Origin of the sequence: Desulfobacter sp., assembly GCA_028768545.1 — a bacterium.
Taxonomy (GTDB): domain Bacteria; phylum Desulfobacterota; class Desulfobacteria; order Desulfobacterales; family Desulfobacteraceae; genus Desulfobacter.
The window spans coordinates 1066258-1092656 of sequence record CP054838.1 but is presented as its reverse complement, the minus strand read 5'-3'; the positions used below and the strand labels follow the sequence as shown (position 1 = coordinate 1092656).

At 46.8% G+C, this 26399-nt stretch carries 21 protein-coding genes and 2 pseudogenes; 14 read left to right on the top strand and 9 right to left on the bottom strand.

Going from position 1 to position 26399, the window contains the following annotated elements; genetic code table 11:
* Positions 1 to 399: 399 nt before the first annotated feature.
* The 3 genes from HUN05_05245 (at position 400) to HUN05_05235 (ending at position 3936) form a co-directional block, all read left to right on the top strand.
* Positions 400 to 1728, top strand: a complete 1329-nt coding sequence (locus tag HUN05_05245) for a sigma 54-interacting transcriptional regulator (GenBank protein ID WDP84624.1) — start codon at positions 400 to 402, stop codon at positions 1726 to 1728.
* Between the two features lie 83 nt (positions 1729 to 1811).
* Complete coding sequence (locus HUN05_05240; GenBank protein ID WDP84623.1) at positions 1812 to 2669, top strand: IS256 family transposase; 858 nt, start codon at positions 1812 to 1814, stop codon at positions 2667 to 2669.
* Positions 2670 to 2766: 97 nt separating this feature from the next.
* Positions 2767 to 3936 carry an IS4 family transposase gene (locus HUN05_05235; protein ID WDP87936.1) on the top strand — a complete coding sequence of 390 codons (1170 nt, stop codon included), beginning with the start codon at positions 2767 to 2769 and terminating at the stop codon, positions 3934 to 3936.
* 7 nt (positions 3937 to 3943) lie between these two features.
* Here the strand turns inward: HUN05_05235 and HUN05_05230 are convergent, their stop codons facing one another.
* Positions 3944 to 4357 carry a hypothetical protein gene (locus HUN05_05230; GenBank protein WDP84622.1) on the bottom strand — a complete coding sequence of 138 codons (414 nt, stop codon included), beginning with the start codon at positions 4355 to 4357 and terminating at the stop codon, positions 3944 to 3946.
* 25 nt (positions 4358 to 4382) lie between these two features.
* Positions 4383 to 4682: a CesT family type III secretion system chaperone gene (locus HUN05_05225; GenBank protein ID WDP84621.1), complete on the bottom strand. Its 300-nt coding sequence runs from the start codon at positions 4680 to 4682 to the stop codon at positions 4383 to 4385.
* 93 nt (positions 4683 to 4775) lie between these two features.
* On the opposite strand from HUN05_05225, the gene HUN05_05220 reads away from it, so the two are divergent.
* On the top strand, positions 4776 to 4958 hold the full coding sequence (locus tag HUN05_05220; GenBank protein WDP84620.1) for a hypothetical protein: 183 nt from the start codon (positions 4776 to 4778) through the stop codon (positions 4956 to 4958).
* Between the two features lie 56 nt (positions 4959 to 5014).
* A complete protein-coding gene (locus tag HUN05_05215) occupies positions 5015 to 6301 on the top strand; it encodes a hypothetical protein (protein WDP84619.1) in 1287 nt (428 codons plus the stop codon).
* 318 nt (positions 6302 to 6619) lie between these two features.
* Here HUN05_05215 and HUN05_05210 read toward each other — a convergent pair whose 3' ends face one another.
* Complete coding sequence (locus HUN05_05210; protein ID WDP84618.1) at positions 6620 to 7837, bottom strand: PAS domain-containing protein; 1218 nt, start codon at positions 7835 to 7837, stop codon at positions 6620 to 6622.
* 365 nt (positions 7838 to 8202) lie between these two features.
* On the opposite strand from HUN05_05210, the gene HUN05_05205 reads away from it, so the two are divergent.
* From HUN05_05205 to HUN05_05165, 9 genes and pseudogenes are all read left to right on the top strand, one after another.
* On the top strand, positions 8203 to 9078 hold the full coding sequence (locus HUN05_05205) for a glycine cleavage system protein H (protein WDP84617.1): 876 nt from the start codon (positions 8203 to 8205) through the stop codon (positions 9076 to 9078).
* A gap of 10 nt (positions 9079 to 9088) precedes the next feature.
* On the top strand, positions 9089 to 9994 hold the full coding sequence (locus tag HUN05_05200) for a glycine cleavage system protein H (GenBank protein WDP84616.1): 906 nt from the start codon (positions 9089 to 9091) through the stop codon (positions 9992 to 9994).
* A 299-nt stretch (positions 9995 to 10293) separates the two neighbouring features.
* Positions 10294 to 11478 (top strand): DUF819 family protein, encoded by a 1185-nt coding sequence (locus HUN05_05195; GenBank protein WDP84615.1) that lies wholly within the window; start codon positions 10294 to 10296, stop codon positions 11476 to 11478.
* A 15-nt stretch (positions 11479 to 11493) separates the two neighbouring features.
* Positions 11494 to 12254, top strand: a pseudogene (locus tag HUN05_05190) (SDR family NAD(P)-dependent oxidoreductase).
* A gap of 198 nt (positions 12255 to 12452) precedes the next feature.
* Positions 12453 to 14048, top strand: a complete 1596-nt coding sequence (locus HUN05_05185) for a response regulator (protein WDP84614.1) — start codon at positions 12453 to 12455, stop codon at positions 14046 to 14048.
* A 90-nt stretch (positions 14049 to 14138) separates the two neighbouring features.
* Complete coding sequence (locus HUN05_05180; GenBank protein ID WDP84613.1) at positions 14139 to 14447, top strand: hypothetical protein; 309 nt, start codon at positions 14139 to 14141, stop codon at positions 14445 to 14447.
* A 56-nt stretch (positions 14448 to 14503) separates the two neighbouring features.
* On the top strand, positions 14504 to 15718 hold the full coding sequence (locus HUN05_05175; protein WDP84612.1) for an ISL3 family transposase: 1215 nt from the start codon (positions 14504 to 14506) through the stop codon (positions 15716 to 15718).
* 278 nt (positions 15719 to 15996) lie between these two features.
* Positions 15997 to 16179: a hypothetical protein gene (locus HUN05_05170; protein WDP84611.1), complete on the top strand. Its 183-nt coding sequence runs from the start codon at positions 15997 to 15999 to the stop codon at positions 16177 to 16179.
* Between the two features lie 56 nt (positions 16180 to 16235).
* On the top strand, positions 16236 to 17396 hold the full coding sequence (locus HUN05_05165; GenBank protein ID WDP84610.1) for a hypothetical protein: 1161 nt from the start codon (positions 16236 to 16238) through the stop codon (positions 17394 to 17396).
* A 367-nt stretch (positions 17397 to 17763) separates the two neighbouring features.
* Here the strand turns inward: HUN05_05165 and HUN05_05160 are convergent.
* The 6 genes and pseudogenes from HUN05_05160 to HUN05_05135 all read right to left on the bottom strand — a co-directional run bounded on the left by HUN05_05160 (position 17764) and on the right by HUN05_05135 (position 26396).
* Positions 17764 to 18975, bottom strand: a pseudogene (locus tag HUN05_05160) (IS256 family transposase).
* A 183-nt stretch (positions 18976 to 19158) separates the two neighbouring features.
* Positions 19159 to 19719 carry an archaemetzincin family Zn-dependent metalloprotease gene (locus HUN05_05155; GenBank protein ID WDP84609.1) on the bottom strand — a complete coding sequence of 187 codons (561 nt, stop codon included), beginning with the start codon at positions 19717 to 19719 and terminating at the stop codon, positions 19159 to 19161.
* Positions 19720 to 19722: 3 nt separating this feature from the next.
* On the bottom strand, positions 19723 to 21084 hold the full coding sequence (locus HUN05_05150) for a sigma-54-dependent Fis family transcriptional regulator (GenBank protein ID WDP84608.1): 1362 nt from the start codon (positions 21082 to 21084) through the stop codon (positions 19723 to 19725).
* 82 nt (positions 21085 to 21166) lie between these two features.
* Positions 21167 to 21787 (bottom strand): NAD(P)H-dependent oxidoreductase, encoded by a 621-nt coding sequence (locus HUN05_05145; GenBank protein WDP84607.1) that lies wholly within the window; start codon positions 21785 to 21787, stop codon positions 21167 to 21169.
* A gap of 317 nt (positions 21788 to 22104) precedes the next feature.
* Entirely contained in the window at positions 22105 to 25215 is a 3111-nt protein-coding gene (locus HUN05_05140) for an efflux RND transporter permease subunit (GenBank protein WDP84606.1), read from the bottom strand.
* On the bottom strand, positions 25212 to 26396 hold the full coding sequence (locus HUN05_05135; protein WDP84605.1) for an efflux RND transporter periplasmic adaptor subunit: 1185 nt from the start codon (positions 26394 to 26396) through the stop codon (positions 25212 to 25214). Before HUN05_05135 ends, HUN05_05140 begins: the two co-directional genes overlap by 4 nt.
* Positions 26397 to 26399 lie beyond the last annotated feature (3 nt).

Here is a 26399-nt window from a genome sequence, read left to right as displayed (position 1 = left end):
AAGTTTTCTTTACAGCATGTACGGACTCAACTTTTTGTGGCTGGTCAAACCCTGGACAAACAAATTCAAACAAAAGACCTTTTAAGTAACTGAGCAATCGCTATGCCAAAAAAAAAATCCAATCGTATTTTTAGATCTAACCTTTTAAAAAGATAAAAATAATTTTCAGTTTAAATATTTTTCATGCCTTGATAAAATGAATACGCCTGAAAAATGAGGGAACAATATGAACCCATTTTCAACAGGCAAAAGAAACAATATGTTCCTTTATTGGACGAGCCTGGACACGGAACGCCATAATTGTAAAATCTGCCCCCTGTATAGATGATTTGACATCAATTCCATATTGTTGTTAAACAAGATCATATATTTTGCTTATCTAAATTAAAGAACACTCAAATGAAACAGTTTGAAAAGCAAATTCAAAAGCATTATCAGACCATTTTAGACAGCATCGCAGACGCGGTATTTACTGTTAATATGGATTTACAAATCACCTCATTTAACAAGGGATCGGAAAAAATCACAGGGATTTCCAGGGAAGAGGCCATTGGAAAGCCCTGCTTTAAAATTCTAAAGGCCAGTATGTGTGATACAAACTGCCTCATCAAACAGACCTTCAAGGGGAAAAAACCGATTGTCAATATGCCCGTCTATATCCATCGGCCTGACAATAAACGTATTCCCATCAGTGTAACAACGGCCCTATTAAAAAACGCTAAAGGTGAAATCATTGGGGGTGTGGAGACATTCAGGGACCTGACCATCGTGGACAACCTCCGTAAAGCACTCCGAAAACAACACTCCTTTGATGATATTGTAAGCAAAAGCGGGAAGATGCTCGAACTTTTTTCGATTCTCCCCCAGATAGCCGAAAGCAACAGCACGGTTTTGATTACAGGGGCAAGCGGAACCGGAAAAGAATTGTTTGCCAGGGCGATTCATAATAACAGCCTGAAAAAAAAAGGGCCCTTTATCGCAATCAATTGCGGTGCATTACCAGACAACCTGTGTGAAGCTGAGCTTTTCGGATACAAGGCGGGTGCCTTCACCGATGCAAAAAAAGACAAGCCCGGCCGATTCGCCCGGGCCCAAAACGGAACAATTTTACTGGATGAAATCGGAGATATTTCAAAGGCCATGCAGGTCCGCCTCCTCCGTGTTCTGGAAAACAAGGTCTATGAACCTTTAGGGTCTAGCAAGACAATCAAAACAAATGCCAGGGTCATTGCGGCACCCCATCAAAATCTTGAAAAACTGGTTGAAAAAGGCAAATTCAGGGAAGATCTATACTTCCGTATCAATATCATAAAACTATCCCTGCCCCCCCTTGGGGACCGAAAAGAAGATATCCCTGTTTTGGTGGATCATTTTATAGACCGGTTCAACCATTTAACCGGGAAAAAAATAGTTGCCATGTCCCAGAATGCACTGACCGCATTTATGCTTCATGACTGGCCGGGAAATGTACGCGAGCTTGAAAACGCCATAGAACATGCCTTTGTCCTATGCCGGGAGGATATGATCCGCCTTCACAACCTGCCGGACAGGATGATTCCCCAAAACGGTTCCCTGCTTATCTCAACCGGGCTGACCCTCAAGGAAATCGAAAAACATGCGATTGAGCTGGCCCTTGAAAAAAACAAATGGAAAAAAATGGCAACCGCCCGGGAACTTGGCATTGACAAAAACACCCTGCGCCGGAAGATCAAACGGTTTGGAATTTAACAAAACATTATTATCGAGGGCGTTCAAAATTCTGTGTCAGTTGAATGAAAGCTGATATACTCAGCTAAATAAGGAGAACTGACATGACCGAAGAAAACACCGAATTTGATTTTCAAAAAGCCCTTAAAGGCATCCAGGAAGGTAAACCCTTCACAGGTAAGGGCGGCGTCCTTACATCATTAATCAAAAATCTTGCTGAAGCTGCTCTTGAAGGAGAGTTGGAGTCCCATCTCGGGCAGGAAGTTTCTGCCAACCGCCGTAATGGAAAAAGCAAAAAGACCATTAAATCCCTGGATGGTAAATTTGAGCTGGAAACCCCGCGTGACAGGGCCGGAACCTTCTCTCCACAGATCGTCAAAAAACATCAGACAACGCTCAGCGATGAAATTGAAAGAAAGATAATAGCCCTTTACGGCCTGGGCATGAGTTATAATGATATGGCTTCCCATTTACAGGAAATCTATGGACTTGAGATTTCAAATGCCACTCTGAGCACCATTACCGATAAAATCATCCATACCGTCAAAGAATGGCAGGCCAGGCCGTTGGAAAATGTGTACCCAATCGTATGGCTTGATGCCATACATTATAAAGTACGAGAAAACGGAAAGGTCGGCAGCAAAGCCGTTTACACAATTCTTGGGGTGAATATCGAGGGCCGCAAAGAGGTTCTTGGGCTGTACATATCCGAGAATGAGGGTGCGAACTTCTGGCTGCAGGTGTTAACAGACCTTTCAAACCGAGGGGTAAAAGATATCCTGATTGCCTGTGTTGATGGTCTAAAAGGTTTTCCCGAGGCCATTGAGACCATATTCCCGGACACAGAAGTTCAAGTCTGCGTAGTCCACCAGATCCGAAATTCATTGAAATACGTTGGTTCCAAAAATAAAAAGGAATTTATGGCAGATCTCAGTAGTGTCCGGTTAGGTTGTTGCATATAAAAAGCATCTAAAATCATTGAAAAAACAGTCTGTTTTGTGTTGACAAATGTGCGTAAAAATTTTTGTGCGCCTTGAAAATTTAACTCAAGGAGCTCAAATGACGCACATCTCAGTCCCTAAAAAACAACTACGGTCCCTGAACTTTGACAATTTCAGGTGCCCTCTGATAAAGTCACTTTCAAAAGCACCGGAATTACAATCTCGAGGAGACCGCCCTTTAAAAATGACATTCGAAGACCAGATAAATGCTTTGGTTTATTTCCATCTTCAGGAGCACAAGTCTGCCCGACATTTAATTCAGGATCTCAAGGAGAATGTTTTTGCTAAAGAAAATATTGCGCCAGACGGTGGTATCAGCCGTAGTAGTTTCTGTGAAGCCATCAATCACAGGGGACTCGAACAACTGCAATTTATCTTTGAGGATCTTTATAAACAGGCTCTTGAGTGTCATCCGGGTGAACACGCCGAGTTAGGAGAGTTGGTTTCCATTGACGGTAGTCTCATAAATGCAGTCCTTTCAATGCACTGGGCGAACTACAGAAAAGGAAGTAAAAAAGCCAAAGTACATTGCGGATTTGACATTAATCACGGAATCCCAAACAAAATCTTTTTGACTGAAGGCAACGGCGCTGAACGCACTTTTGTTCCCAAAATACTTTCCAAGGGGCAAACAGGTGTTATGGATCGTGGATATCAATCCCATAAAGAATTTGACCTGCTTCAGGAGCAAGGCAAACATTTTGTCTGCCGTATAAAAACCAGGACAACAAGAACAATTATTGATAACCACGAGACCCCTTCCGACAGCTACATTTTTTATGATGCACTGGTTAAACTTGGTACTCCGAATCAAAACCAGACGAAAAGGCCTGTTCGGGTTGTTGGCTATAAAATTGCTGGCGTCAAATACTATGTGGCAACTGACAGGCATGATTTAACAGCGGAACAAATAGCAACAATTTATAAACTCCGGTGGACCATTGAGGATTTTTTCAAATGGTGGAAAGAACATCTGAAGGTATATCATCTCATTGCCCGCAGTGAATACGGCCTTATGGTTCAGATTCTTGGCGGCCTTATCACTTACCTGTTACTGGCAATCCATTGCCAAAAACAGTTTAATGAAAAGGTCACGATCAAAAGAGTTCGGCAGCTGCGAACCGCCATTCTAAATGACCTGTTTGGCTGCGAGGAGCAGGGCTCTCATAGTTCAAACAGGGACAATATTGTCAAAGATCAAAAAATTATTGAGCAAGCAAAAACCTAACCGGACATCACTGAGAATTTCTTAACAACATTCCAAAATTGTTATCCGCCTCTTTATATGAATCCGGAAAATCCATGGCATTGGCTATTTTTGCAGCGGTGACCCATGGCTTAAAATATTGAGCCCTCTCCTTGCCAAGCTTATTAAAGGTATAGGTATGGGTTGGAGCAATCGGTTTCTTTACTACCTTATTCAGACCGGTCTCCTGTTGTAAACCTATTTTAAACATACTGCCAAGGGCACTATGGTGACCGGCCTTGGCTCCAATCCGTCCACCGATTACCCGTTTAAAAAAAATCCCGATTTTATTTACCAGCGATGAAGAGCCTTCATCTTTTTGGGGAGAAAAGGGTTGAACCTTTTTCTCATGGTCTTGAGTGCTCAGCATACTAACACGGTTATCTATGGGTCCAAATCCCATGACTGTCCTCCTGATAATCTCTCACTTATACAAAATCGACGAGTGGGGGGGGCGCAGATACGCCTATTGTCTCCTCTTGGGAAAATGCCTCCAGTTTACGCCGTATATCAATCGCTGTCTGGTGAAATCCTTCAATAAGACTGGCAAATTTCTGGGCATTACAGACTTGCTTTTCTTGCATAAAACAGAGCATAATCTGACCGATTTCCTCGGCAAAGGCAATTGTCGTTCCCCTTGTCTCAATCAAAAAGAGGTTGAGTGACAATGCTCGTCCAAATAGAACAAGCAAAGATTCCCTGTCACCCGGAATCTCAATGGGGCGCATTCCCATTTTCCCGGTTTTAAAAAGGCCTGTCTTTTAGAGCAAAAAGAATGATATCCTCTGTTACGCTGAAATGAACATAAATGGATTGTGCTAATGAAGAAAGCTGAAGATTGTAATACTGTTGATGAAGTCCTTGCATGCCTCAAAGAACTGGAAGAAGATCCAAATCGCTTGGTTCGTAACGCTAACGAATTAGAACAGATGGAGCAGGAAATCCTTGAGTATACAAATCGGATAAGCGCCTTTTTTTTAAAAAAAAGATCCAGGCCTCAGTAGATTCCTCTGAACAGGTCGACCAAGAAAAAGAATTGATGTCCAATTGGCCGGGACGGATGAAAAGCGAAGGGCTTGAGACCGTTTGGATTCAGCTTTGTACAGATAGTTCGGTTGATATTCATGTTCGATACTATCGAAGGTCCTGTGACCGCCGAAAAGGAAAAAGATATAAAGGTGCATACGCTGGTTTAATCCTTCTTGGAATCCATGATCGCTGCTCGCCTGCTTTGGCTTCTATGGTGAGTTCTTGGTCAGCCTTATTAAGTTCTTTTGAAGAAGTCCGTCAAGTGCTTTGTGACCGTGGGATGACGTTGGGTATAAAGGTCATCCGTAAACTGACCTATCGGTACGCAGAGCGGGCTCGAGCCGAACAACAAGCGGGCCGAATCCCATTAAATGATGGAGATTTACTTGAAGGGCGGCGAGTCGTTATCAGCACTGATGGTGGCCGCACTCGGCTCAGAGAGAAGAAAAGGGGACCAAAAACCCAAAAGGATAGAACCCGATTTCGTGGGGCATGGCGAGAACCCAAGCTTTTGATCATTTATGTAGTGGACGCCCATGGAAAACAAGAAAAAAGCTTTTCACCATTTATTGATGGCTGTTTCAATGGACCGGATGGTGTATTCCACTTGTTAAAGGGTTATTTGAACTCCCTTCATATTCAGAACTCAGACAAAATACTGTTTGTTGCAGATGGGGCACATTGGATTTGGAATCGAATCCCCGGACTGCTAAAAGCATTGGGTTTGGCTCCTGAGCGTGTGTATGAACTTCTCGATTTCTACCATGCAGTTGAGCATCTGGGTACAGTAGCAGGCTTAAGGAAGACCTGGTCATCCAAGGAACGCAAACGCTGGGTATCGAAGCAGCGAGGTCTTCTGCTGAAGGGAAAGGCGATTGAGGTGGTACAGGCCGTCCAGAAGCTTTGTAGAGGCAGAAACAGTAAGGCTATCAAGACGGAACGGGATTATTTTGTGCGCAATGAACTGAGGCTTAATTTCTCAACTGTAAAAGCGTTGAACTTACCTATTGGCAGCGGTGCTATTGAAAGTTCGATTCGGAGAGTCGTGAATTTACGTCTTAAAGGTCCATGCATCTTTTGGTATCGGGAGAATGCAGAAAAAATGATTATGCTGCGATCATTTTATAAAGCAGGGCGTTGGAACTCGATAGCACAGACCCCCTCATCATTAAGTTTTATCTCGTACCCAAGCTCTTTTCCTATGGCCCCCAGCCATTTATTTAAAATTTCCATTTCCTTTCCTTTTTTTTGCTGGAATTATTCCAACGGCAATCATTGTAAACGCTCTATTCAGGCTGAGAATCCGCCTGAACATTGAAAGGGTATCTTTCAGGAGTTCAAATGATAATCAATCTTTTAAGATGTTTCATTCGCTCCAGCCCCGGGAATCACAAAAATATTATTATTGGCATTGGCACCTATAGGGACATTGGCCTTGAGGATATGTATGAATGCCTCTGATGGAGTCTATGGCGTGCATCATTAGATGAGATCCCCCCTTTAAAAAAATTGAAACAGGTGCCAAGGGCAACTGTGGGGGCAAGAATATCAGGTCTTTTATGAATTTAAAACTATTTTGAAAAATTTATTCTAAACAATATTTCAAAAAAAATTCACTGTCCGTGACAGATTTGGATCAGCCGTTTGACGCGGCCCGGACCAGGGAGGAGGCTCCCTTTTTATCCGGATCCAGATTCTGATTCAGGGTGATGGAAAACCGGGTGCCCCTGCCCGGGGTGGAATCCACGTACAAACTGCCGCCGTGTTCATTGATGATACCGTAAACCACGGACAGCCCAAGGCCCACGCCCTTGCCTTTTTTCTTGGTGGTAAAAAAGGGCTCAAAAATCTTGGGGATGGTCTCTTCGGGGATGCCGCTTCCCGTATCCCCCACCACCAGACCCACGGCTTTTTCCCGGGGCTTGGCAAAGGTCTTAATGGTCAAACAGCGTTCAGGGCTGCGGGCCATGCTCTCGGCGGCATTGGAAATAAGGTTCATGCAGACCTGCTTGATCTGGTCTTCGGAACCTGAAATCAAAGGCAGGTTATGGGCAAGGTCCTCAACCACCCTGATCCGGTTAATTTTCAAAAGGTTGGAATTAAGAACAAGGATCTGGTCAATGAGTTCGTTTAAATCAAACTTGAAAATTTCAATTTTGGACTGACGGGAAAAGACCAGAAGGTTGCTCACGATCCTGGAGATTCTCCGGGTTTCGGTCTCCATATAGGTCAGGTACTGCTTGAACTCGTCCAGCTCATGTTCAAAATGATCCTCTTCTTCAAGCACCCGCTTGCTGAGCATGACCAGGTTTAAAATCCCTGCCACGGGGTTGTTTATCTCGTGGACCACAGAAGAGGCAAGTTTTCCCAGGGAGGCCATCTTGTCCTGGTGAAGAAGACGCTCATGGCTTTCTTTGAGCTGGCGGGTCCTTTGGTCGACCATTTTGACCAGCCTTGCCTGGGCCCGGGCTTCATCCTGTCTGCGCTTGGTAATATCCCGGCTGATCTCAATGAATTTTGAAATTTTCCCCTTTTTCTCCCACACCGGAAAAATGGTCAGCTCGGTGAACCTGGGCTTGTTGTCCGCGCCCAGCCGGGTCAGTTCCACCTGGCAATGGCGCTGCTCTTTGATCACCTTTTCCAGGGGGCATTTTTCATGGCAGTTGCTGCTTTTCCTTGTCACCTCCTGGAACACGTCATAACATTTCCTGCCGATCACATCCTCTCTGGCATAATTCATATGCGTTAAAAAGGCATCATTGACCACAAGGATCTTTCGGTCCGGGGAAATGATCAGGATAAAATCCCGGATCCCGTTGAGGATGGTATCCATTTCATTGATAGAGATGTTCATGGGGCACCTGCTTGTTTAAAGATAAGCTGCGGGAAATATTATTTATTTTTACCATAAAAGAGGGGGGTCTGTCCAAGAAAAGTCGGGATGTGGAAAATTCAGACAGGTCTGTTGAATTTTACCACTCCCCGGATTTTCCCTGTAACACCGGGGCCATCCAAGGATTTTTACCAAACACCACCCCGCAACGGTGAAGGAAAAAACCACACCCAGGACTTGGCTTTAAAAAACACATCAATAGCCGGTCATCACCCCCAAAAGACCCAGCCTCATGGGCCTTGGATCTTATCCGACAAAATTCAATACACCTGGTATTCTTTTTGCTTTATATGATCTGTACAACTCAACCCCTAAAGGAGGCTGTCATGAACCCTTTGACCCAAAAAACCAAATCCATCGAAACCCCCTGCTTGTGGATGCAAGCCGGGGTGGTTAAAAAAAAGACCTGCACTCATTATTACGAGTGCGCCGGCTGCAGGTTTGATTCCGCCATGGCCAAGGCTGTTAACATAGGAAAGCATATCTCCTGGCAGGAGGCCATGAGACGCCTTGACAGCAGGGAAAGGACCTGCCGTCATACCCTGACCGGCCGGGCCGGCCACAAGGTATGCCCCATGAATTATAATTGCCAGCGCTGCGATTTTGACCAGACCTTTGAAGATACCCTGGTCCCGGGCAGGGCCCAGGCCGTCACCCAGGTGCAGGATATCAAGGGGTTTAAGCTGCCCATGGACCACTTTTTCCATACGGGCCATACCTGGGCCCGGATTGAGGCGGGCAGCATCCTCCGGGTGGGCATGGATGATTTTTCCCTCAGGGTATTGGGCAGCCCGGATGCTCTCACCCTTCCTCTCATGGGCGAGGAACTGCGCAGCGGATGTCCCGGATGGGGCATGAAACGCCAGGACAACACGGCAGATGTTCTATCCCCTATTAACGGCGTGATCACCAAGGTCAATCCCGATCCAATGAAAGATCCCGTCCGGATGGCGGATGATCCCTATTCTGCTCATTGGCTGTTCACAGTACACAATTCAGATCTCAAAGGGGCTGTCAGCCCCCTGATGGACGAAACAGAAAGCCCGGCATGGCTGGGCCGTGAGGTGAGTGGCCTGGAAAAAATGGTCGAAGCAGTTTCCGGCCCCTTGAGCGCAGACGGGGGAATCTTTGTGCAGGATGTTTACGGCAGCCTGCCCGGCCTGGGATGGAACCGCCTGGTCAACCGTTTTTTAGGCACCTGAGGAGGATCCCATGAAATCTCTCACCCCTTTAAACACCCGTGACTGCCTCTGGATGCAGGCAGGGGTGGTGGCCAGCAAACCCTGTTTTAAAGACTTTCTCTGTGAAGACTGTCAGTTTAACCGGGCCATGGTCCGTGTCTGCCGGAAAAATCAGGCGGCCCGGACAAAAGATCAGCCCATTGCCCGGAAATCGGATAAATTTATCTTCTGGCAGGAAAAGCTCAACACACGGCCATTGTCCCAACGCCCCTGCATCCACTATATGAAAAACCGGATCGACTTTAAAACCTGCCCCAGATCTTATCGCTGCATTGACTGCGAATTTGACCAGTTTTTCCAGGATCAGTTCAAGGTCTGCGCCCGGGTGAACCAGGTGGAATTCAACCATGTCAAAGGCTTTGCCCTGCCTGCCGGATATTATCTTTCCCCGGGCCATACCTGGATAAAACTGGAGGAAAAAAATAGGGTCAGCCTGGGGGTTGACGATTTTGCAGCCAGGCTTTTGGGCGGGTTTGACGCTTTGTCCGCACCCCTTATGGGCCAAAGGCTGACCCGGGGCAGGCCCGCCTTTACCCTTGGCCGGGGCCGGAATTCAGTCTCCTTTACCGCCCCCATATCCGGAATGATCACAGAGACCAACCCCCGGGTCCAAAAAAATCCAAACCAAATTGCCCAGGCGCCCTATACCGAAGGCTGGATTATCACCCTGTTCTGCCCCGGCCTGAAACAGGACCTCAAACAGCTGATGTTCATGGACACCGCCCGAAAATTCATGGAAAATGAGGCCCAAAGCCTATACCAGTTCATTGAAGAACGGACCGGGCTCAAAGCCGCAGACGGCGGAACCCTGGTCAATGACATCTATGGAAACCTTGAACATATCACCTGGCAGGAATTGATAGATACATTTTTCTGATAATCTTCCGCTAGTTCCAGCCGGTTAGGCTCACGGTAAAATCTTCCCCAATATGACATATGAAAAATTTTATTCTGACCAGGAGCCTTAAACCAATCCGTTGTGTTCAAGTATTGATTGCTATTTTATTGAACCTTTGTTAACCAAAAGAACAGCTCATGTTTAAGGCTGGGACGGCTCAAAACAATTTCACTCTTCTGAATGTACAGAATATTGACCAAGGCTGTACAAAAATTTAAACCATTAAGGCTGATTGCTAAAATATTGCTGTAAATGCGCGTTTTGATTCTGGAGGAAATATGTTGCTGGTCTTTGGATCTTTGTTCTTCCCTGCCGGGCTGGTCTTTTTATGCCAGCGGGTGCCGGTGTTCGACAGGATCGGGGTGGTTCTACTCTCTTTTGCTGCCGGAATTGCCATTGCTGCCGGATTGGATTTATCCCAGCTTTTTTCCCTTGACAGGCTCGCCATTCAAGGCATTCAAACCCAGATATCAGAGGTAAGCGTTGCCCTGGCCATCCCCTTATTATTATTTTCCATTGATATTAAGGCGGCCTTTAATATGGCAGGCAACACCTTAAAGGGCATGGGGTTTGCCTTGGTATCAGTGATCATTGCAAGCCTTGGCGGTGCCCTGTTATTCAAAGACCAGGTGGATCAGATCTGGCAGGTTGCTGGCATGGCTGTTGGTGGCTATACCGGCGGGGGGCCGAACATGGCTGCAATTAAAACCGCCATTCACGGGGACGAATCCATTTTTATCACCATGGTGACCTATGATATTTTATTTTCAGCGGTTTACCTCTTGTTTGTGATGACCATGGGGAAACGTATTTTCGGGCGGTTTTTGCAGCCCTATGAATCCTCGGCACAGACGACCAACCACGGATATCAGGGGATGAAGCATATGGCGGATGAAACCGCCCATGCCTATAAAAAATTAGTTGAAAAAAACAAACGGTCTCACACCCTCTATGCCATGATCTGTTCCGGCCTTGTTGTGGGTCTCTCATTATTGATTGCCGGCCTGTTTCCTGAATCCATGAAATCCTCGGCCACGATTATCACCATCACCACTCTGGGGATCATCTCTTCGTTTATTCCATGGATTCGCGCACTGGAAAACAGCTTTTCTTTGGGCATGTATTTGGTTTTGATTTTTTGTTTTACCATGGGCACAATGACAGATACGAATATCCTCATGAATATTGACTATTCCCTGGCCGGGTATATCATCTTTCTGCTCATGGGCTCCTTGTTTCTCCAATTGGTTTTGTGCAAAATATTTCGAGTAGATACAAATACCTATTTAATTACCTCTTCCGCCGCAATTATGTCGGTACCGTTTATCCCGGTAATTGCCGAAGCCTTAAAAAACAGAGCGCTTTTGGTCCCCGGTTTTGCTGCCGCGATTTTAGGGTATGCTGCGGGTAATTATCTGGGCATTTTAGTGGCCAATTCTTCTCGCTGGATGTTAAATTTTTAGGGGCAGGCGATTCCAATGAGACTTAAAAATAAAACCATACTCATTGTTGGGGCCTCTTCAGGAATCGGGCACCGCCTGGCACTTGAACTCAGCCATTTTCAAAACCGTATTGTTGTATTTGCCCGAAGAGACCCATTATTAAATCACCTGGCCGCAGAAATAAGGGCCAACGGCTCCCGGGCGCTGGTCATTAAAGGCGATGCCCTGGATAAAAACAGTGCAAAAGCGGCTGTTATTCAAACGATGAATGCCTTTGGCAACATCGAGGCTGCCGTGCTGAATGTGGGTGATGGCCCACCCTTGAACATGTCAGAGGCAACCGCGGATGACATTTCCAGGAACATGGATATAAATTATATCAGCCTGGTAAATTTTATGGTCCCCCTTATTGTCCAAATGAAAAAACAAGCCAATGGCCTGATCGTCCATACCAATTCTCTGGCCGGTTTTCTGGGTTTGCCCATGCAGGGCCCATATTCCGCCGCCAAAGCCGCATGCCGCATCTTAATGGACACCTGCCGCAGGGAGTTAAAATCATCGGGCATTAAATTTGTTTCTGTTTATCCCGGATTTGTTGCAACCAACGGGTCGCCCGGGACGGCCTTCCCTCTCCTTTTGAAATAACAGAACAAAAAGCCGCCCAGCATATTTTCCGGGCAATGGAAAAAGAAAAATCCGATTATTTGTTTCCCTTTGCCACGGCGAACCTGATCCGGCTGGCCCTGATCCTGCCCAAACCCCTGGTCAGCTGGGTGTTGAAAAAAGCGGTTCCCTGACCGGTTCAATCCAAGGTCTGTCAGGCAAGCCCTGCCGTCACCCTTGGGCGGAGCCAAAATTCAACAAGGGTTGTCTTACCCGGATACCCCACTACCCATATGAAACAAGTTGAATAAATAATCTGATGATGCTAAAAAATTTTAGCCTAAAATCAATTGCGGTTAAAATGAATTCCTTCATGTCAAAAATTCGAGGCTATGTTGAAAATGTTATCTAAAGGAAACAAGCTGACTCCAAAAAATATTCCCGTGATAGAAGAACAGAGTGGTGCACTGATGCAGGCAGTGCCTGATCTTGTTTTCCTTCTGGGACTTGACGGACGTTATATCGATATTTTTTCTGCTGCGGAAGAAGACCTTTTTCTGCCCCGTGAGGATCTGATTGGAAAAACGGTAATGGAGGTTCTCCCCCCACCCATTGGTCAAGACTGTATGAGTGCAATATCAAAACTGAGATCTACAAATGATGTTAATTCTTTTAGCTACGAACTTTTAATCGATAAAAAATCCCGCTGGTTTGAAGGAAGGGTCGCTCTTTGCGGAAAAGATACCGTAATTGTTCTTGTCAGAGACTTCACAGACCAGCGTATTGCAGAAAATGAACTCCGCAATGCCAATAAGGCATTGCACCTGCGTGCCCGGCAGTTTGAGAGAATGGAACAGGCACTGACCCAGGTAGAACAGCGTGAAAGGCAGCGTATGGCCAGCATGCTGCATGACAATCTTCAGCAGCATCTTGCAGGCGCAAAGTTTACGTTTTCTTTGGTTGAAGAGAATATTACGGATGATGAAAACAAAAAATTTGCCAGAAAGGGCATTGAAATTTTAAGTGAAGCCATTGATCAAGCCCGAATGCTGACAATGGATTTGTGTCCCCCAATTTTGTACGAAGGCACGTTGAAACAATCTTTAAACTGGATTAAAAATCATGTGGCCCGCCTTCATGGCCTGGCCGTCCATTTTTCAATCGGAACAGAGGATTTGACCGAATTCACCGATTCCGAAAGGTTAACCATTTTTAACGCAATACAGGAATTGCTTCTCAATGTTGTCAAGCATTCAGGCGTTAAAAGTGCACAGATCATTATTTCAAAAAAACCGCATGCCCGAATTGAAATAAAGGTATGCGACAGGGGTAAAGGTTTCGAACCGGCGGATACTGATGAAACAGAGTATGAGACAGGCGGGTTTGGCCTGTTTATGCTAAAGGGACGGTTAAGCTGGATGGGAGGAGATGTTAATATTGATAGCCGCCCGGGTGATGGATGTACGATCACGTTAAATTTACCCTTTGATGAAAAGAAAGGCAAACCTTCGATCCGTAAAAATTCATCGCCCATAAAAAATGCCAATGTCCATCGAAAAATCCAGAACAGATCCACCCGGGTGAGCGAAACTGAAAAACTCCGTATTCTTGTGGCAGATGATCATGCGGTCCTGCGTGAAGGCCTTGTTCGAATATTACAACAGGATCCTTCTTTTCATGTTGTGGGCCAAGCACCGGACGGAGAGACCGCTATAGAAATGGCAACCCAATTAAAGCCGGACGTGGTATTGATGGATGTTATGATGCCGGGAATAGGCGGGGTCCAGGCCACACGGATGATCTGCCAGCACAACCCCGACATAAAAGTCATTGCACTTTCAATGTATGAAGAAAGGGAACAGGGTTCTGAAATGACGGCTGCCGGTGCCATCGCCTATGTCACTAAAAATAATGCCAGCGATAAAATCGTCAGGGTGATCCGCTCTTGCTGCGGTCTGGATTTAACCTCAGCCAAGGCCGTTGATTAATTGATGACTATAAAGGATGGGTCTTTATTTTTGCAATCTTGATAGGCGTATATTATTTTAAATTTTAAAAAATTTAATCAATAAGGTGACATGGAAGATAGAATCTGGCTATTTTCATTTAGTGGACTCTTGATCATTTTGGGTGTTGTCATTACGGTTGAGCCAGAACCAACACTTGGGTGGTATTTGTTAAGTGACCATGATGTCAAATTATCACAAGAAAAATGGATTGTAGGGCCCTGTATTTTTTTTTGGGGATTATATGGGTTAATCAAAGGCATTAGATCAAAGCCCATAGTAAAAATATGGTTCATCAGAAAATCGCGTACCTGGACTGAGAAACATCACTGGGAAGGCAATAACACAGTAAGGATTTTTATGCTTGAAATGATGGTGTGAACATGATCATGTTCTAATTTTTTTGTGTTATTCGCACAAAATCGGAGAATGAATTAATGTCCACAAGCTTCATATACCATGCCTTTGGCCTTCGTGACTACTTTTATAAAACAACGCGTTTCATCGGTGGAATAATCACTTTTGAACTCATACCAAAACCGGAGGCGGTAAAATGCCCGGAATGTAATTCCAGGTCCGTCACCAGGAAAGGGATTGTGACAAGAGATCTCAGAACAATACCGGTAGGTTCAAAACCCGTGATTCTCAGGACGGCTATCCAGAGAATTTGGTGTTCGTTCTGTCAATTTGTCCGGCAAATCAAACTATCCTTTGCCCAGGAGGGGAAAAGCTATACCCGGGCTTTTGAACGGTATGTCTTGGAGTTGTCTCAGTTCATGACAATCAAAGATATTGCCATCCATTTAAGGATCAGCTGGGATACGATAAAGCAGATCCAGAAAGAAGACCTGCTGAGGCGTTATCGAAATATCCCCCTTGAGAAAGTCCGGCAGATTGCCATAGATGAAATTTCCATAGGGAAAGGGCATAAATACTTGACCATCGTGATGGATCTGGAATCCGGTAGAATTCTGCACGTGGGAGAAGGAAAAGGTGGTGAAGCTTTGAAATCTTTTTGGACAAAAGTGAAAATATCGAAAGCAAAAATCAAAGCCGTCAGCATCGATATGTCCCCGGCATACTTGAGTGCTGTTATTGAAAATCTTTCTGGTTCAGCAATTGTCTTTGACAGATTTCATGTTGTTAAATTGTTCAATGAGAAACTGTCGGATTTCAGGCGAAAGCTCTACAACCTTCTTGCCAATACCGGGCAACAAAAACTTCTGAAGGGAGTCCGGTGGCTTTTGTTAAAAAATCCCGAAAACCTCAGTGATGACAAGAAGGAGGCCCAACGGTTAGAAGAAGCATTGAAAATAAATCAGCCGCTATTGGTAGTCTACTACATGAAAGAGGAACTCAGGCAAATATGGAATCAAAAGAAAAAAGAAACAGCTGAAAAGATAGTCAGCAATTGGATCAATCTGGCCAATATTTCCAAAATTCCAATGTTGATGAAATTTGCCAAGACCTTGGCTGTGCACAGGCAAAGAATCCTTTCATACTATGATTACAGGATATCTACAGGTCCTTTAGAAGGGACAAATAACAAGATAAAAACCATGAAACGGAAAGCTTATGGATACAGGGATTCGGAGTTTTTCAGGTTGAAACTTTTGGACCTTCACAATAAAAGGTACGCATTAATCGGATGAACCAAAAATATATTATAAATGTTTAAATTGCGGAACCATTTTTGAGTTGGAAAAATCACCAAATAACTTATGTGAAAGATGCAACAAGCCTTTAGAAGAATTAAACGACTTTTTCGAACGCCATCCAGAATTTAAGGATGGGTTGTGACTTCATATGATCTTTATAGCATAGGTTGCGGGCGCATTCCCATTTTCCCGGTTTTAAAAAGGCCTGTCTTTTAGAGCAAAAAGAATGATATCCTCTGTTACGCTAAAATGAACATAAATGGATTGTGCTAATGAAGAAAGCTGAAGATTGTAATACTGTTGATGAAGTCCTTGCATGCCTCAAAGAACTGGAAGAAGATCCAAATCGCTTGGTTCGTAACGCTAACGAATTAGAACAGATGGAGCAGGAAATCCTTGAGTATACAAATCGGATAAGCGCCTTTTTTTTAAAAAAAAGATCCAGGCCTCAGTAGATTCCTCTGAACAGGTCGACCAAGAAAAAGAATTGATGTCCAATTGGCCGGGACGGATGAAAAGCGAAGGGCTTGAGACCGTTTGGATTCAGCTTTGTACAGATAGTTCGGTTGATATTCATGTTCGATACTATCGAAGGTCCTGTGACCGCCGAAAAGGAAAAAGATATAAAGGTGCATACGCTGGCTTAATCCTTCTTGGAATCCATGATCGCTGCTCGCCTGCTTTGGCTTCTATGGTGAGTTCTTGGTCAGCCTTATTAAGTTCTTTTGAAGAAGTCCGTCAAGTGCTTTGTGACCGTGGGATGACGTTGGGTATAAAGGTCATCCGTAAACTGACCTATCGGTACGCAGAGCGGGCTCGAGCCGAACAACAAGCGGGCCGAATCCCATTAAATGATAGAGATTTACTTGAAGGGCGGCGAGTCGTTATCAGCACTGATGGTGGCCGCACTCGGCTCAGAGAGAAGAAAAGGGGACCAAAAACCCAAAAGGATAGAACCCGATTTCGTGGGGCATGGCGAGAACCCAAGCTTTTGATCATTTATGTAGTGGACGCCCATGGAAAACAAGAAAAAAGCTTTTCACCATTTATTGATGGCTGTTTCAATGGACCGGATGGTGTATTCCACTTGTTAAAGGGTTATTTGAACTCCCTTCATATTCAGAACTCAGACAAAATACTGTTTGTTGCAGATGGGGCACATTGGATTTGGAATCGAATCCCCGGACTGCTAAAAGCATTGGGTTTGGCTCCTGAGCGTGTGTATGAACTTCTCGATTTCTACCATGCAGTTGAGCATCTGGGTACAGTAGCAGGCTTAAGGAAGACCTGGTCATCCAAGGAACGCAAACGCTGGGTATCGAAGCAGCGAGGTCTTCTGCTGAAGGGAAAGGCGATTGAGGTGGTACAGGCCGTCCAGAAGCTTTGTAGAGGCAGAAACAGTAAGGCTATCAAGACGGAACGGGATTATTTTGTGCGCAATGAACTGAGGCTTAATTTCTCAACTGTAAAAGCGTTGAACTTACCTATTGGCAGCGGTGCTATTGAAAGTTCGATTCGGAGAGTCGTGAATTTACGTCTTAAAGGTCCATGCATCTTTTGGTATCGGGAGAATGCAGAAAAAATGATTATGCTGCGATCATTTTATAAAGCAGGGCGTTGGAACTGCCTGAAGCAGATGGCAAACATGCACAATCCAGTGCCAGCGGTATAACCGGGAAAATGGGAATGCGCCCTAGGTTGCTTACGTTAATTTTGATTTTCAATTTAAAGCTAACTTGTTAAATTAGTAGGAGAACATTCTTTTTAAAATGTTATACAAATCTGCGAAATAATTTCTTGGGAGCAATCTATGATAATGAAAGCAGATGCGTTTAAGACACCGCAGCCGACTATAAAAAGGCCAATATGGGAATGTTCAGAATTCTGTGTCACGGTTTCGGTTCCCGGATCTGTCTCGGCGCCAGCGGAAGTAAAAGCCAGGTCCGAGAATGGGCCTTCAATCTGCCACGTCGGAGGAGTTGGCTTTTGCTGGAGCGGAGTTCCTGGAACCATCTTTTCCATCTGTAAATAAATCCCTATCAAATTCCCAGCTCTTTATCCAGCCGGCCTTCAAAGAAAATTGCCAACTGGGAAATTGTCAGTGACCAGTTTTGAACCGGCATTGTCCATTTCTTACTGGCGTTCTGGATCCCCATGTAAAGCAGCTTTAACAGTCTGTCCTGGTTAGGAAACGATCCCTTTGTTTTGGTCAGTTTTCGAAACTATCGATGCACAGCCTCAATGGTATTTGTGGTGTATATTATCCGTCGGATCTCTTCTGGATATTTAAAGAAATGACTGAGGCGCTCCCAGTTGTTCCGCCAGGATTTTATCACAATCGGGTATTTGTCATTCCATTTGTTTTCCAAAATATCCAGTTCTTCTTCGGCCAGATCCTTATTAACCGCTTTATAAACACGTTTTAGATCTGCCATAAATTCCTTTTTATTTTTGGAACCAACGTATTTCAATGAATTTCGGATCTGGTGGACTACGCAGAGTTGAACTTCTGTGTCCGGGAATATGGTCTCAATGGCCTCGGGAAAACCTTTCAGACCATCAACACAGGCAATCAGGATATCTTTTACCCCTCGGTTTGAAAGGTCTGTTAACACCTGCAGCCAGAAGTTCGCACCCTCATTCTCGGATATGTACAGCCCAAGAACCTCTTTGCGGCCCTCGATATTCACCCCAAGAATTGTGTAAACGGCTTTGCTGCCGACCTTTCCGTTTTCTCGTACTTTATAATGTATGGCATCAAGCCATACGATTGGGTACACATTTTCCAACGGCCTGGCCTGCCATTCTTTAACGGTATGAATAATTTTATCGGTAATAGCGCTAAGGGTGGCATTTGAAATCTCAAGTCCATAGATTTCCTGTAAATGGGCAGCCATGTCATTATAGCTCATGCCCAGGCCGTAAAGGGCTATTATCTTTCTTTCAATTTCATCGCTGAGCGTTGTTTGGTGTTTTTTGACGATTTGTGGAGAGAAGGTTCCGTTCCGATCACGCGGGGTTTTTAGCTCAAATTTACCATCCAGGGACTTAATGGTCTTTCTGCTTTTTCCATTACGGCGGTTGGCAGAAATTTCCTGTCCGAGATGGGACTCCAACTCTCCTTCAAGAGCAGCTTCCGCAAGATTTTTGATTAATGATGTAAGGACGCCGCCCTTACCTGTGAAGGGTTTACCTTCCTGAATACCTTTAAGAGCTTTTTGAAAATCAAATTCGGTGTTGTCTTCGGTCATGTCAGTTCTCCTTATTTAGCTAAGTATATCAGCTTTGATTCAACTGACACAGAATTTTGAACGCCCTCGGTCTTGTAAATATTTTATTAATCATAGAGCCCAAAATGAATTCGCCTTGCCTACGAGTCTAAACGTTGCACAGAAGACCTATTGGGGGCTGAATCTTAAATATAATAACGACCCTCAGGTCTGATCCAAAATCATCTGCCCCATATAATCCTGAAGCAAGACTCTGCAATACCGGCAGAATTGGGAAGACTTTTTATCCACCTCTTGAATTTTCCGGCAATAGTGCATGATGCATTGCTCATCCTCGCAATGGCGGAGGTCAAAGCAATGGCCCAGTTCATGGACCGCCTCCTTGAACACACGGTCTTCTCCTGCATCTGCCCCGCCCAGGTCCTGGCCTGAGATGAGCCTTGAAACAGAGATGACTGCGGCTTTTCCGCCCAGCTGGGCCTCTCCGTAGACATGGGTGAGGATGGGGATAAACAGGTCTTCCCGGGTCACCCCCAGAATTTTGATCCCCTCTTTTGGGCAGAGGGAACAAAGGACCTCCAACACCTGGGTGGAATAATATTGATTCCGCTGGGAATCATAGGCAAAATCCAGGTTTTCAAGAAGCCTTGCCACCCTGGTATCAAACCCGAATACCCTGGAAAGCCTGTCTGACAGGACCTGAATCACCCAGAGGGGAATATCTCCGATTGGAGAAAGGATCAGGGTATGGGACGGATCAGGCATGGGTCAGTCCCGGTCAGGACTTTTTGGGGGAACCAATGCATAGCGCTTGATTTTATTATACAGGGTGGACCGGTCAATCCCCAAGAGCGCGGCCCCTTTGGAGATATTCCATTGGGTCTGTTCCAGGGTCTTGGATATATGATCTTTTTCCACATCGCTCAGGGAAAAATACCGCTGTTCCAGCACCTCTTCCAGGGAGGGGCCGATGGGCAGATCATGGGGGGTGATGGTCCCGGTTTTACAGACCACCACGGCCCGCTCAATGGCGTTGGACAACTCCCTGACATTGCCGGGCCAGTCATGGAGCATGAGCTCGTCCATGGCATCCCTGGAGATCCGCACCACCCCGCGGTTCACCTCCTGGGTAAACTTTTCCAGAAAATGATTGGCCAGCAAGGGAATATCTTCTCTTCTCTGTCGCAGGGGCGGCATGACAAGGGAGATCACGTTAAGCCGATAGTAGAGGTCCTGCCTGAAGGTCCGGTCCTGGATGGCCTGGCCCAGATCTGCATTGGTGGCGGCAATCACCCTGAAATCGGCGTTAATGGGCTGGGTTCCCCCGACCTTGTAGAAAATCTTGTCCTCCAGCACCTGGAGCAGGTCGATCTGCATCCTCATGGAGATTTCACCGATTTCATCCAAAAACAGGGTGCCGCCCCTGGCCATTTCCAGCCGCCCTTTCCGGGTCTCCTTTGCATCGGTGAATGCCCCCTTTCTATGTCCGAACAATTCGCTTTCCATGATATGGGGGGGAACGGCCCCGCAATTGACCGAGACAAAGGGGCCCTGTCTCATCCTGGAGTTGGAATGGATGGCTTTGGCAGCCAGCCCCTTGCCCGACCCGGTCTCCCCTGATAAAAGCACGGTGGCCTCGGAATTTTCAATGTCCCTGATCAGGGAAAACACCTTTTGCATGGGTGTGGACTGGCCGATCATGCTTTCAAACCGGGTCTGCTCCTCAAACACCTCCCTTAAATAGGTATTTTCCCTTTTCCTGGCCCTGTGATCCGCCAGTTTTTTGATCAGCACCCCCAGCTCATCCGGGTCAAAGGGCTTGAGCAGATAATCATAGGCATGGGATTTCATGGCCTGGACAGCAGAGGGAACAGAGCCAAAAGCCGTGATCATGATCACATCAATGTCCGGGTATTCTTCTTTCACATGGTCCAAAACCTCCATGCCTGAGATCCCGTCCATCTGGATATCCAAAAGGATAATGTCAAAGCTGCGGGTTTTAAGGGTTTCAATGGCCTGTTCCCCGCTGTCCAGGGTCTCCACCCGGTATCCGTCCCGGCGAAGCCACCCGGCAAGGGATTTTCTGATGACCGGTTCGTCATCCACCACCAGAATCCGCAGTGCTTCCATACCCCCCTCCTTTCGTCTTCCTTACCTCCTTCAAGATTCCCGGCTCCAGGGAAACGACCTTTCTTTGAGAAACGGCCAGAGTTTATCTGATTTTCACCAGAAACTCCCGGCCATGACGATGCCTGGATGTCTGTTCACCGGCCCTGTACCCCAGGGCCACGAGCACGGCCACCTCATATTCCCGGGTGTCAATTTCAAGTATTTTTTCCACCTTTTCTTTTTCAAACCCTTCCATGGGACAGGTGTCAATCCCAAGGGATGCGGCAGCGGTCATGATGTCGGCAAGTGCAATATAGGCTTGTTTGGCACACCAGGCATAGGCAGACATCCTGGGAAAGACCTCTGTTTTTAGATACCCTTTATACCGGTCTGCATAGGCCTGAACCGCATCTTCGGGCAGACCCTTTCGTTTAAAATTTTCCAGTACAAAATCCGGGTCCAAAATAATACCAGGCCGGACAAGGATCACGATCACCTGGCTGGCATCGGTGATCTGGGCCTGGTCCCAGCAGGCCGGCCTGAGGTCTTGCCTGATTTTTTCTGAAGAAAGAACCAGAAATTTCCAGGCTTCCATGCCAAAGGAGGACGGGGAAAGGCAGGCGACCTCCAGAATAAGATCCAGGTCCTGTTTTTCCAGGCGTTTATCCGGATCAAAGGCTTTGCAGGCATGGCGAAAGTTTAAGGCATTGATGACAGGATTCATATGCATTTCCTCTATTCATGGTATTGGATTGTAAATTATTTTAGGCCGGTATTGAAACAGGGCAAAAGAAAAGAGAGTCCACAACCTTAGTTAAGTATAATGAATATTTTCAATTTACAAAAGTGATTATTGAATTTCACAGGTTTTATGATCATACAAAATAGCCTAAAAACAAAGAACAGAACCCGGCTGGATCAGCTCAAGAAAACGGGCACCACCTGCATCCTCTTGTCCCACAATCAATTCTGGATCCAGCACTGTGCAAGACAGGTCACCCTGGGCAGCTATCAATAATCCTATCACAAATCAATACCGGTCTATCCAGGGTTTTTGGATCCATCCTTGGACTCTGGGGACCAGATTGCCTTGATATCTTCCAGCACCAAATAAAGGCAGGGCACCATGACCAGGGTGATAAAGGTGGCAAACAAGATCCCGAACCCGAGTGAGATGGCCATGGGAATAAGAAACCGGGCCTGCCTTGAGGTCTCTGAAATAATGGGGGCAAGCCCACCGCAGGTGGTCAGGGTAGTTAATAGAATGGGCCTAAATCTCTGAATGCCTGCCGTCTGAATGGCATAAAGCAGGGGCGTCCCCTGGCGGACCCGTTGGTTGGCAAAATCAATGAGCACCAGGGAATCGTTCACCACAACCCCTGACATGGCCACCACCCCGAAAAGGCTCATCACCGAGAGTGAATACCCCATGATCACGTGGCCTGCAATGGCACCGATCATGCCGAATGGAATGCAGAACATGATGATCAACGGCTGAAAATAACTTTTAAAGGGGATGGCCAAAAGGGCAAAGATACAGAGCATGGCAAGGCCCAGGCCTTTTAAAAGCGAGGTAACGCTTTCTTTGATATCTGCCTGGCGTCCTTTAAAATCGTAGGAGAGTCCCGGATATTTGACCAGCAGATCCGGAAGAACCTTTAATTTCATGTCCTGGATAATATTATCCGCCTGGGACGGCGGCCTGACATTGGCAGTGACCTTAATCTCCCGTTTTCCATTGGTCCGGGTGATGGTGGTATAGGCCCTGCCCTTGATGGTGGCCACTGCATCCTTGAGCATGATTTCCCCCAAAGGGGCCAAAAGGACCAGCTCTTCATAGGTGGCCTCGGATATCCGCTCTTCCCGGCTCAGTCTCACCCTGACCGTGACTTCATTTTTCCCCCTCTGGTTTTTTACGGCTTCCACGCCCTGGAAGGCATGCCTTACCTGGCTTGCCACCTCCCTGGAAGTCAGGCCCATCCGTCTTCCCCCGGGGCTGAGTTTGATGTCAAACTGCTTTTTGCCCATGGCAGACCCGTCATCAATATCATGGACAATGGGGTATTGGCCAAGGCTTTTCCCAAGGTCCTGGCCTGCCTTTTCCAATTGTCCGATATCCCTGTGGCTCAGGCTTACAGTCAGGTTTTTCCCGGATCCCGGCCCGCCCCGGTTGGACTCAAACCCAATGGTTTCAATTCCTGGAATCTGCCCTGTTTTTATCCGCCATAGCCTGGTGACGTCTGCCGTGCTCAAGGGCCTTACCCCTGGATCGGTAAGATAAATTCTCACCCGGATCCGGTTCTCATTGACCTGGGAAAAAATCCCGGTTGAAAGTTTCTCTCGCCCATTTTCAGCCACCACCCGACCTGCGGCCTCAACCAGCCGGGCCTCAATAATTTTAAGTTTTTTTTCAGGGGTTCCATAGGGCAGATCGATTTCACAAAAGGCAAAATTTGACTCTGTTTTTGGAAACATGACCATGCCCATCCTGCCTGAAAAAACATAACCGCCCGTGATCAACAGCAGGGCAATGCCCAAGGCAATGACCGCATATCTATAGGCCAGAAGCCTAAATAAGACGCCCCCGTATACTTTTTTCACAAAGGTTTCAAATCCAATGGAAAATCGCTTCTGCCAGTTTTCAAGATGATTCAAAGGGAAAAACAAAGGCCTGCCCTTATGGCTTAGGTGGGCAGGCAGAATAAACAGGCTTTCAATGAGGGAGACCCCGAACACGGCAATGACCACAAAGGGGATGGGCTTAAATATCTTTCCCATGATACCGGGAATAAACATCAGAGGCACAAAGGCCACCATATTGGTGATTACGCTGAAAACCACGGGCATGGCAATGCTTTTCGCTCCCCGGACTGCCGCCTCCATATAGCCAATTCCCTGACGCCTGAAAAAATATACATTTTCCCCCACCACCACAGCATCATCCACCACAATACCCAAGGTCACAATAAAGGCAAACATACTCACCATGTTAATGGAAAATCCAAAGGGAGATAAAAACAAAAAAGAGCCCATAAAAGAGATGGGAATGCCGAGACTCACCCAGAAGGCCAGGCGGATTTCCAAAAAAAGAGCCAAAAATAAAAAAACCAGCCCAAGCCCCAAGTATGCGTTGCGCATCAACAGATCTGCCCGCTGGGCAAATATCTTGGACATATCCCTGACAACGCTCAGGCCCACCCCCTGGGGCAGGGAGGCATTGAGCTGATTTACAATGGCTTTGGCCGATTCTGCCACCTGGGTGGGGGTCTGGTCTCCCACCCGGAAGACGGCAATGGTCACGGCCCGCTGCCCGTTAAAGGAGGCCCAGTTGTCTGACTCTTCAAACCCCTCAATCACCTGGGCAATATCTTCCAACACCACTCGGGACCCGTCAGCCTGGGTAATGATGGGCAAAGACTTGTACTGGGCAGCATAGTCCCTGCGGTCCTTGATTCTCAACAGGATATCCCCGCCCCGGGTTTTGATGGCCCCGCCCCCGAGTTCCACAGAGGCCCGGGAGATGATCTGGGCCACTTCCCCCAGGGTAAGCCCGTAACGCCTCAAGGTTGCCCTTGAAATCTCCACATGGATTTCCCTGGACCTGACCCCTTCAAGTTCTACCTGGGTGATGCTCTTGTCCATGAGAAGCCTGTCCCGGACCTGGTCTGCCAGTTCTCTCATGGTGGTTTCAGTCACCTCTCCGTAGAGGGCCAGCCGGATCACCTCCCGTTTCCGGGCAGCAATGGTGATCACCGGGTCCTCAGACTCGTCCGGAAAGGTGGAAATTCGGTCCACCTCACTTTTAATCTCCTGCCAGAGCCGGTTGATATCAGCGCCTTCCAAAGCTTCCACACTGATGACGCCGGAGCCTTCATTGGCACTGGCCGTGATTTCATCAATTCCTTCAAGGTCGGCAATGGCCTCTTCCACAGCCAGAAGAATGCCGTTTTCCACCTCTTCAGGACTGGCACCGGGATAGGGCACAACAATATTGACCATGTCCAGGCTGAATTCGGGAAAGACCTCCTGCTTCATGGACATCCCCATGAAAATTCCGCCCACAAGCAAAATGGCCATGAGCAGGTTGGCAGCGACAGAGTTGCCTGCCATCCAGGCAATGGGGGTCCGGGGACCTGGTGTTCCACTGTTCATGGTTTTTCCCCCGGGGCAAGGGTCAGGGCCATGCCCTGAACCGGAACACTCAGATCAGAAACGATCACCCGGTCTCCGGGGCTTATGCCGGACCGGATAAATACCCGGTCCTTTTCCTTCCACACAGGACGGGCGGCAACAATCTTAAGCCTTCCTGAATCATATATCCACAGGGTATTGTTCTCCCGGATCAGGGATCTTGGCAGGGCATAGACATGGTCAAGGGATCTGCCGGTGATCACGGCCTCCACATGATCATCGATCAGAAGCCTAGGACCCGCATTTTTCGATTCAAGCCCCAAAGGATCTAAAATTTCAACGATCACTCCGGCCATACGGCTCTGGCCCGTGATTTTTCCCGTGGTCCTCACCACCCGTCCGTTCCAGACGTGGTCGGCATAAAGAGAGCGGATACGGGCAGGGCTTCCAAGGGTTTCATCAATAGTCAAAAGGGAGAGCCGGGTCAAGTCCACCTGGGCCTGGACCTGGTATTTATTTATCCCCACCAGGGTGGCAATCTCACCCTGGGCCTGGAGCAGCGAGCCCAGGTCCACATTTTTTTCCAGAACCAGGGCATCAAACGGGAGAATAATTTGGGTCCGCCCAAGATCAAGCTGGGCCTTTTCAAGCTCGGCTCTGGCACTGGCCACGGCAGCCCTTGCCTGGATCAGCTGGGGTTTTCTCAAGGCAAGGTCCGTGGATGTCACCCCGCCCGGGGAGACCTGGGAGATCAGTTTGAGCTCTTCTTTTGCAATATACTGCTGGCCCTTTTCAATCTCAAGGTCTGCTAAAGCTTTGTCCAGGCTGCTCTTTGCCTTGTCCGCCGCCAGCTGATAATCCAAATCCTCCAGCCTGACCAGCACCTCGCCTTTTTCCATCAAACCGCCCTGGACGAATTTATCAGACAGATAGACCACCTCTCCTGCCACCCTGGCCTTAAGTTGGATCTCCTGGTCCGGTTTTACCGTGCCCATGGCAAAAACCTTTGTGCGATGGAGACCGGGAAAAAGGGTAAGGGTTTGTACCACGGAGACATGGGAGGCTGGCGGTTTGCGCTTGATGACCACTTTCTGGGATTTAAAATAAAAAAATCCGGCAGCACCTCCCATGATCAAAAAAAGGGGGAGCATTATTTTTACAATGGTCCGGGTCAGGTGTTTATCTCTGTTCAAAGAATTCATGGT

Excerpts from the sequence above, each read along its gene's own strand:
- HUN05_05200 (WDP84616.1), top strand. The coding sequence starts at position 9,089 with ATGAAATCTCTCACCCCTTTAAACACCCGTGACTGCCTCTGGATGCAG.
- HUN05_05225 (WDP84621.1), bottom strand. The coding sequence starts at position 4,682 with ATGCGCCCCATTGAGATTCCGGGTGACAGGGAATCTTTGCTTGTTCTA.
- HUN05_05205 (WDP84617.1), top strand. The coding sequence starts at position 8,203 with ATGAACCCTTTGACCCAAAAAACCAAATCCATCGAAACCCCCTGCTTG.
- HUN05_05175 (WDP84612.1), top strand. The coding sequence starts at position 14,504 with ATGTCCACAAGCTTCATATACCATGCCTTTGGCCTTCGTGACTACTTT.
- HUN05_05195 (WDP84615.1), top strand. The coding sequence starts at position 10,294 with ATGTTGCTGGTCTTTGGATCTTTGTTCTTCCCTGCCGGGCTGGTCTTT.
- HUN05_05245 (WDP84624.1), top strand. The coding sequence starts at position 400 with ATGAAACAGTTTGAAAAGCAAATTCAAAAGCATTATCAGACCATTTTA.
- HUN05_05235 (WDP87936.1), top strand. The coding sequence starts at position 2,767 with ATGACGCACATCTCAGTCCCTAAAAAACAACTACGGTCCCTGAACTTT.
- HUN05_05145 (WDP84607.1), bottom strand. The coding sequence starts at position 21,787 with ATGAATCCTGTCATCAATGCCTTAAACTTTCGCCATGCCTGCAAAGCC.
- HUN05_05165 (WDP84610.1), top strand. The coding sequence starts at position 16,236 with ATGAAAAGCGAAGGGCTTGAGACCGTTTGGATTCAGCTTTGTACAGAT.
- HUN05_05170 (WDP84611.1), top strand. The coding sequence starts at position 15,997 with ATGAAGAAAGCTGAAGATTGTAATACTGTTGATGAAGTCCTTGCATGC.
- HUN05_05155 (WDP84609.1), bottom strand. The coding sequence starts at position 19,719 with ATGCCTGATCCGTCCCATACCCTGATCCTTTCTCCAATCGGAGATATT.
- HUN05_05150 (WDP84608.1), bottom strand. The coding sequence starts at position 21,084 with ATGGAAGCACTGCGGATTCTGGTGGTGGATGACGAACCGGTCATCAGA.
- HUN05_05135 (WDP84605.1), bottom strand. The coding sequence starts at position 26,396 with ATGAATTCTTTGAACAGAGATAAACACCTGACCCGGACCATTGTAAAA.
- HUN05_05215 (WDP84619.1), top strand. The coding sequence starts at position 5,015 with ATGAAAAGCGAAGGGCTTGAGACCGTTTGGATTCAGCTTTGTACAGAT.
- HUN05_05230 (WDP84622.1), bottom strand. The coding sequence starts at position 4,357 with ATGGGATTTGGACCCATAGATAACCGTGTTAGTATGCTGAGCACTCAA.
- HUN05_05220 (WDP84620.1), top strand. The coding sequence starts at position 4,776 with ATGAAGAAAGCTGAAGATTGTAATACTGTTGATGAAGTCCTTGCATGC.
- HUN05_05210 (WDP84618.1), bottom strand. The coding sequence starts at position 7,837 with ATGAACATCTCTATCAATGAAATGGATACCATCCTCAACGGGATCCGG.
- HUN05_05240 (WDP84623.1), top strand. The coding sequence starts at position 1,812 with ATGACCGAAGAAAACACCGAATTTGATTTTCAAAAAGCCCTTAAAGGC.
- HUN05_05180 (WDP84613.1), top strand. The coding sequence starts at position 14,139 with ATGGAAGATAGAATCTGGCTATTTTCATTTAGTGGACTCTTGATCATT.
- HUN05_05140 (WDP84606.1), bottom strand. The coding sequence starts at position 25,215 with ATGAACAGTGGAACACCAGGTCCCCGGACCCCCATTGCCTGGATGGCA.
- HUN05_05185 (WDP84614.1), top strand. The coding sequence starts at position 12,453 with ATGTTGAAAATGTTATCTAAAGGAAACAAGCTGACTCCAAAAAATATT.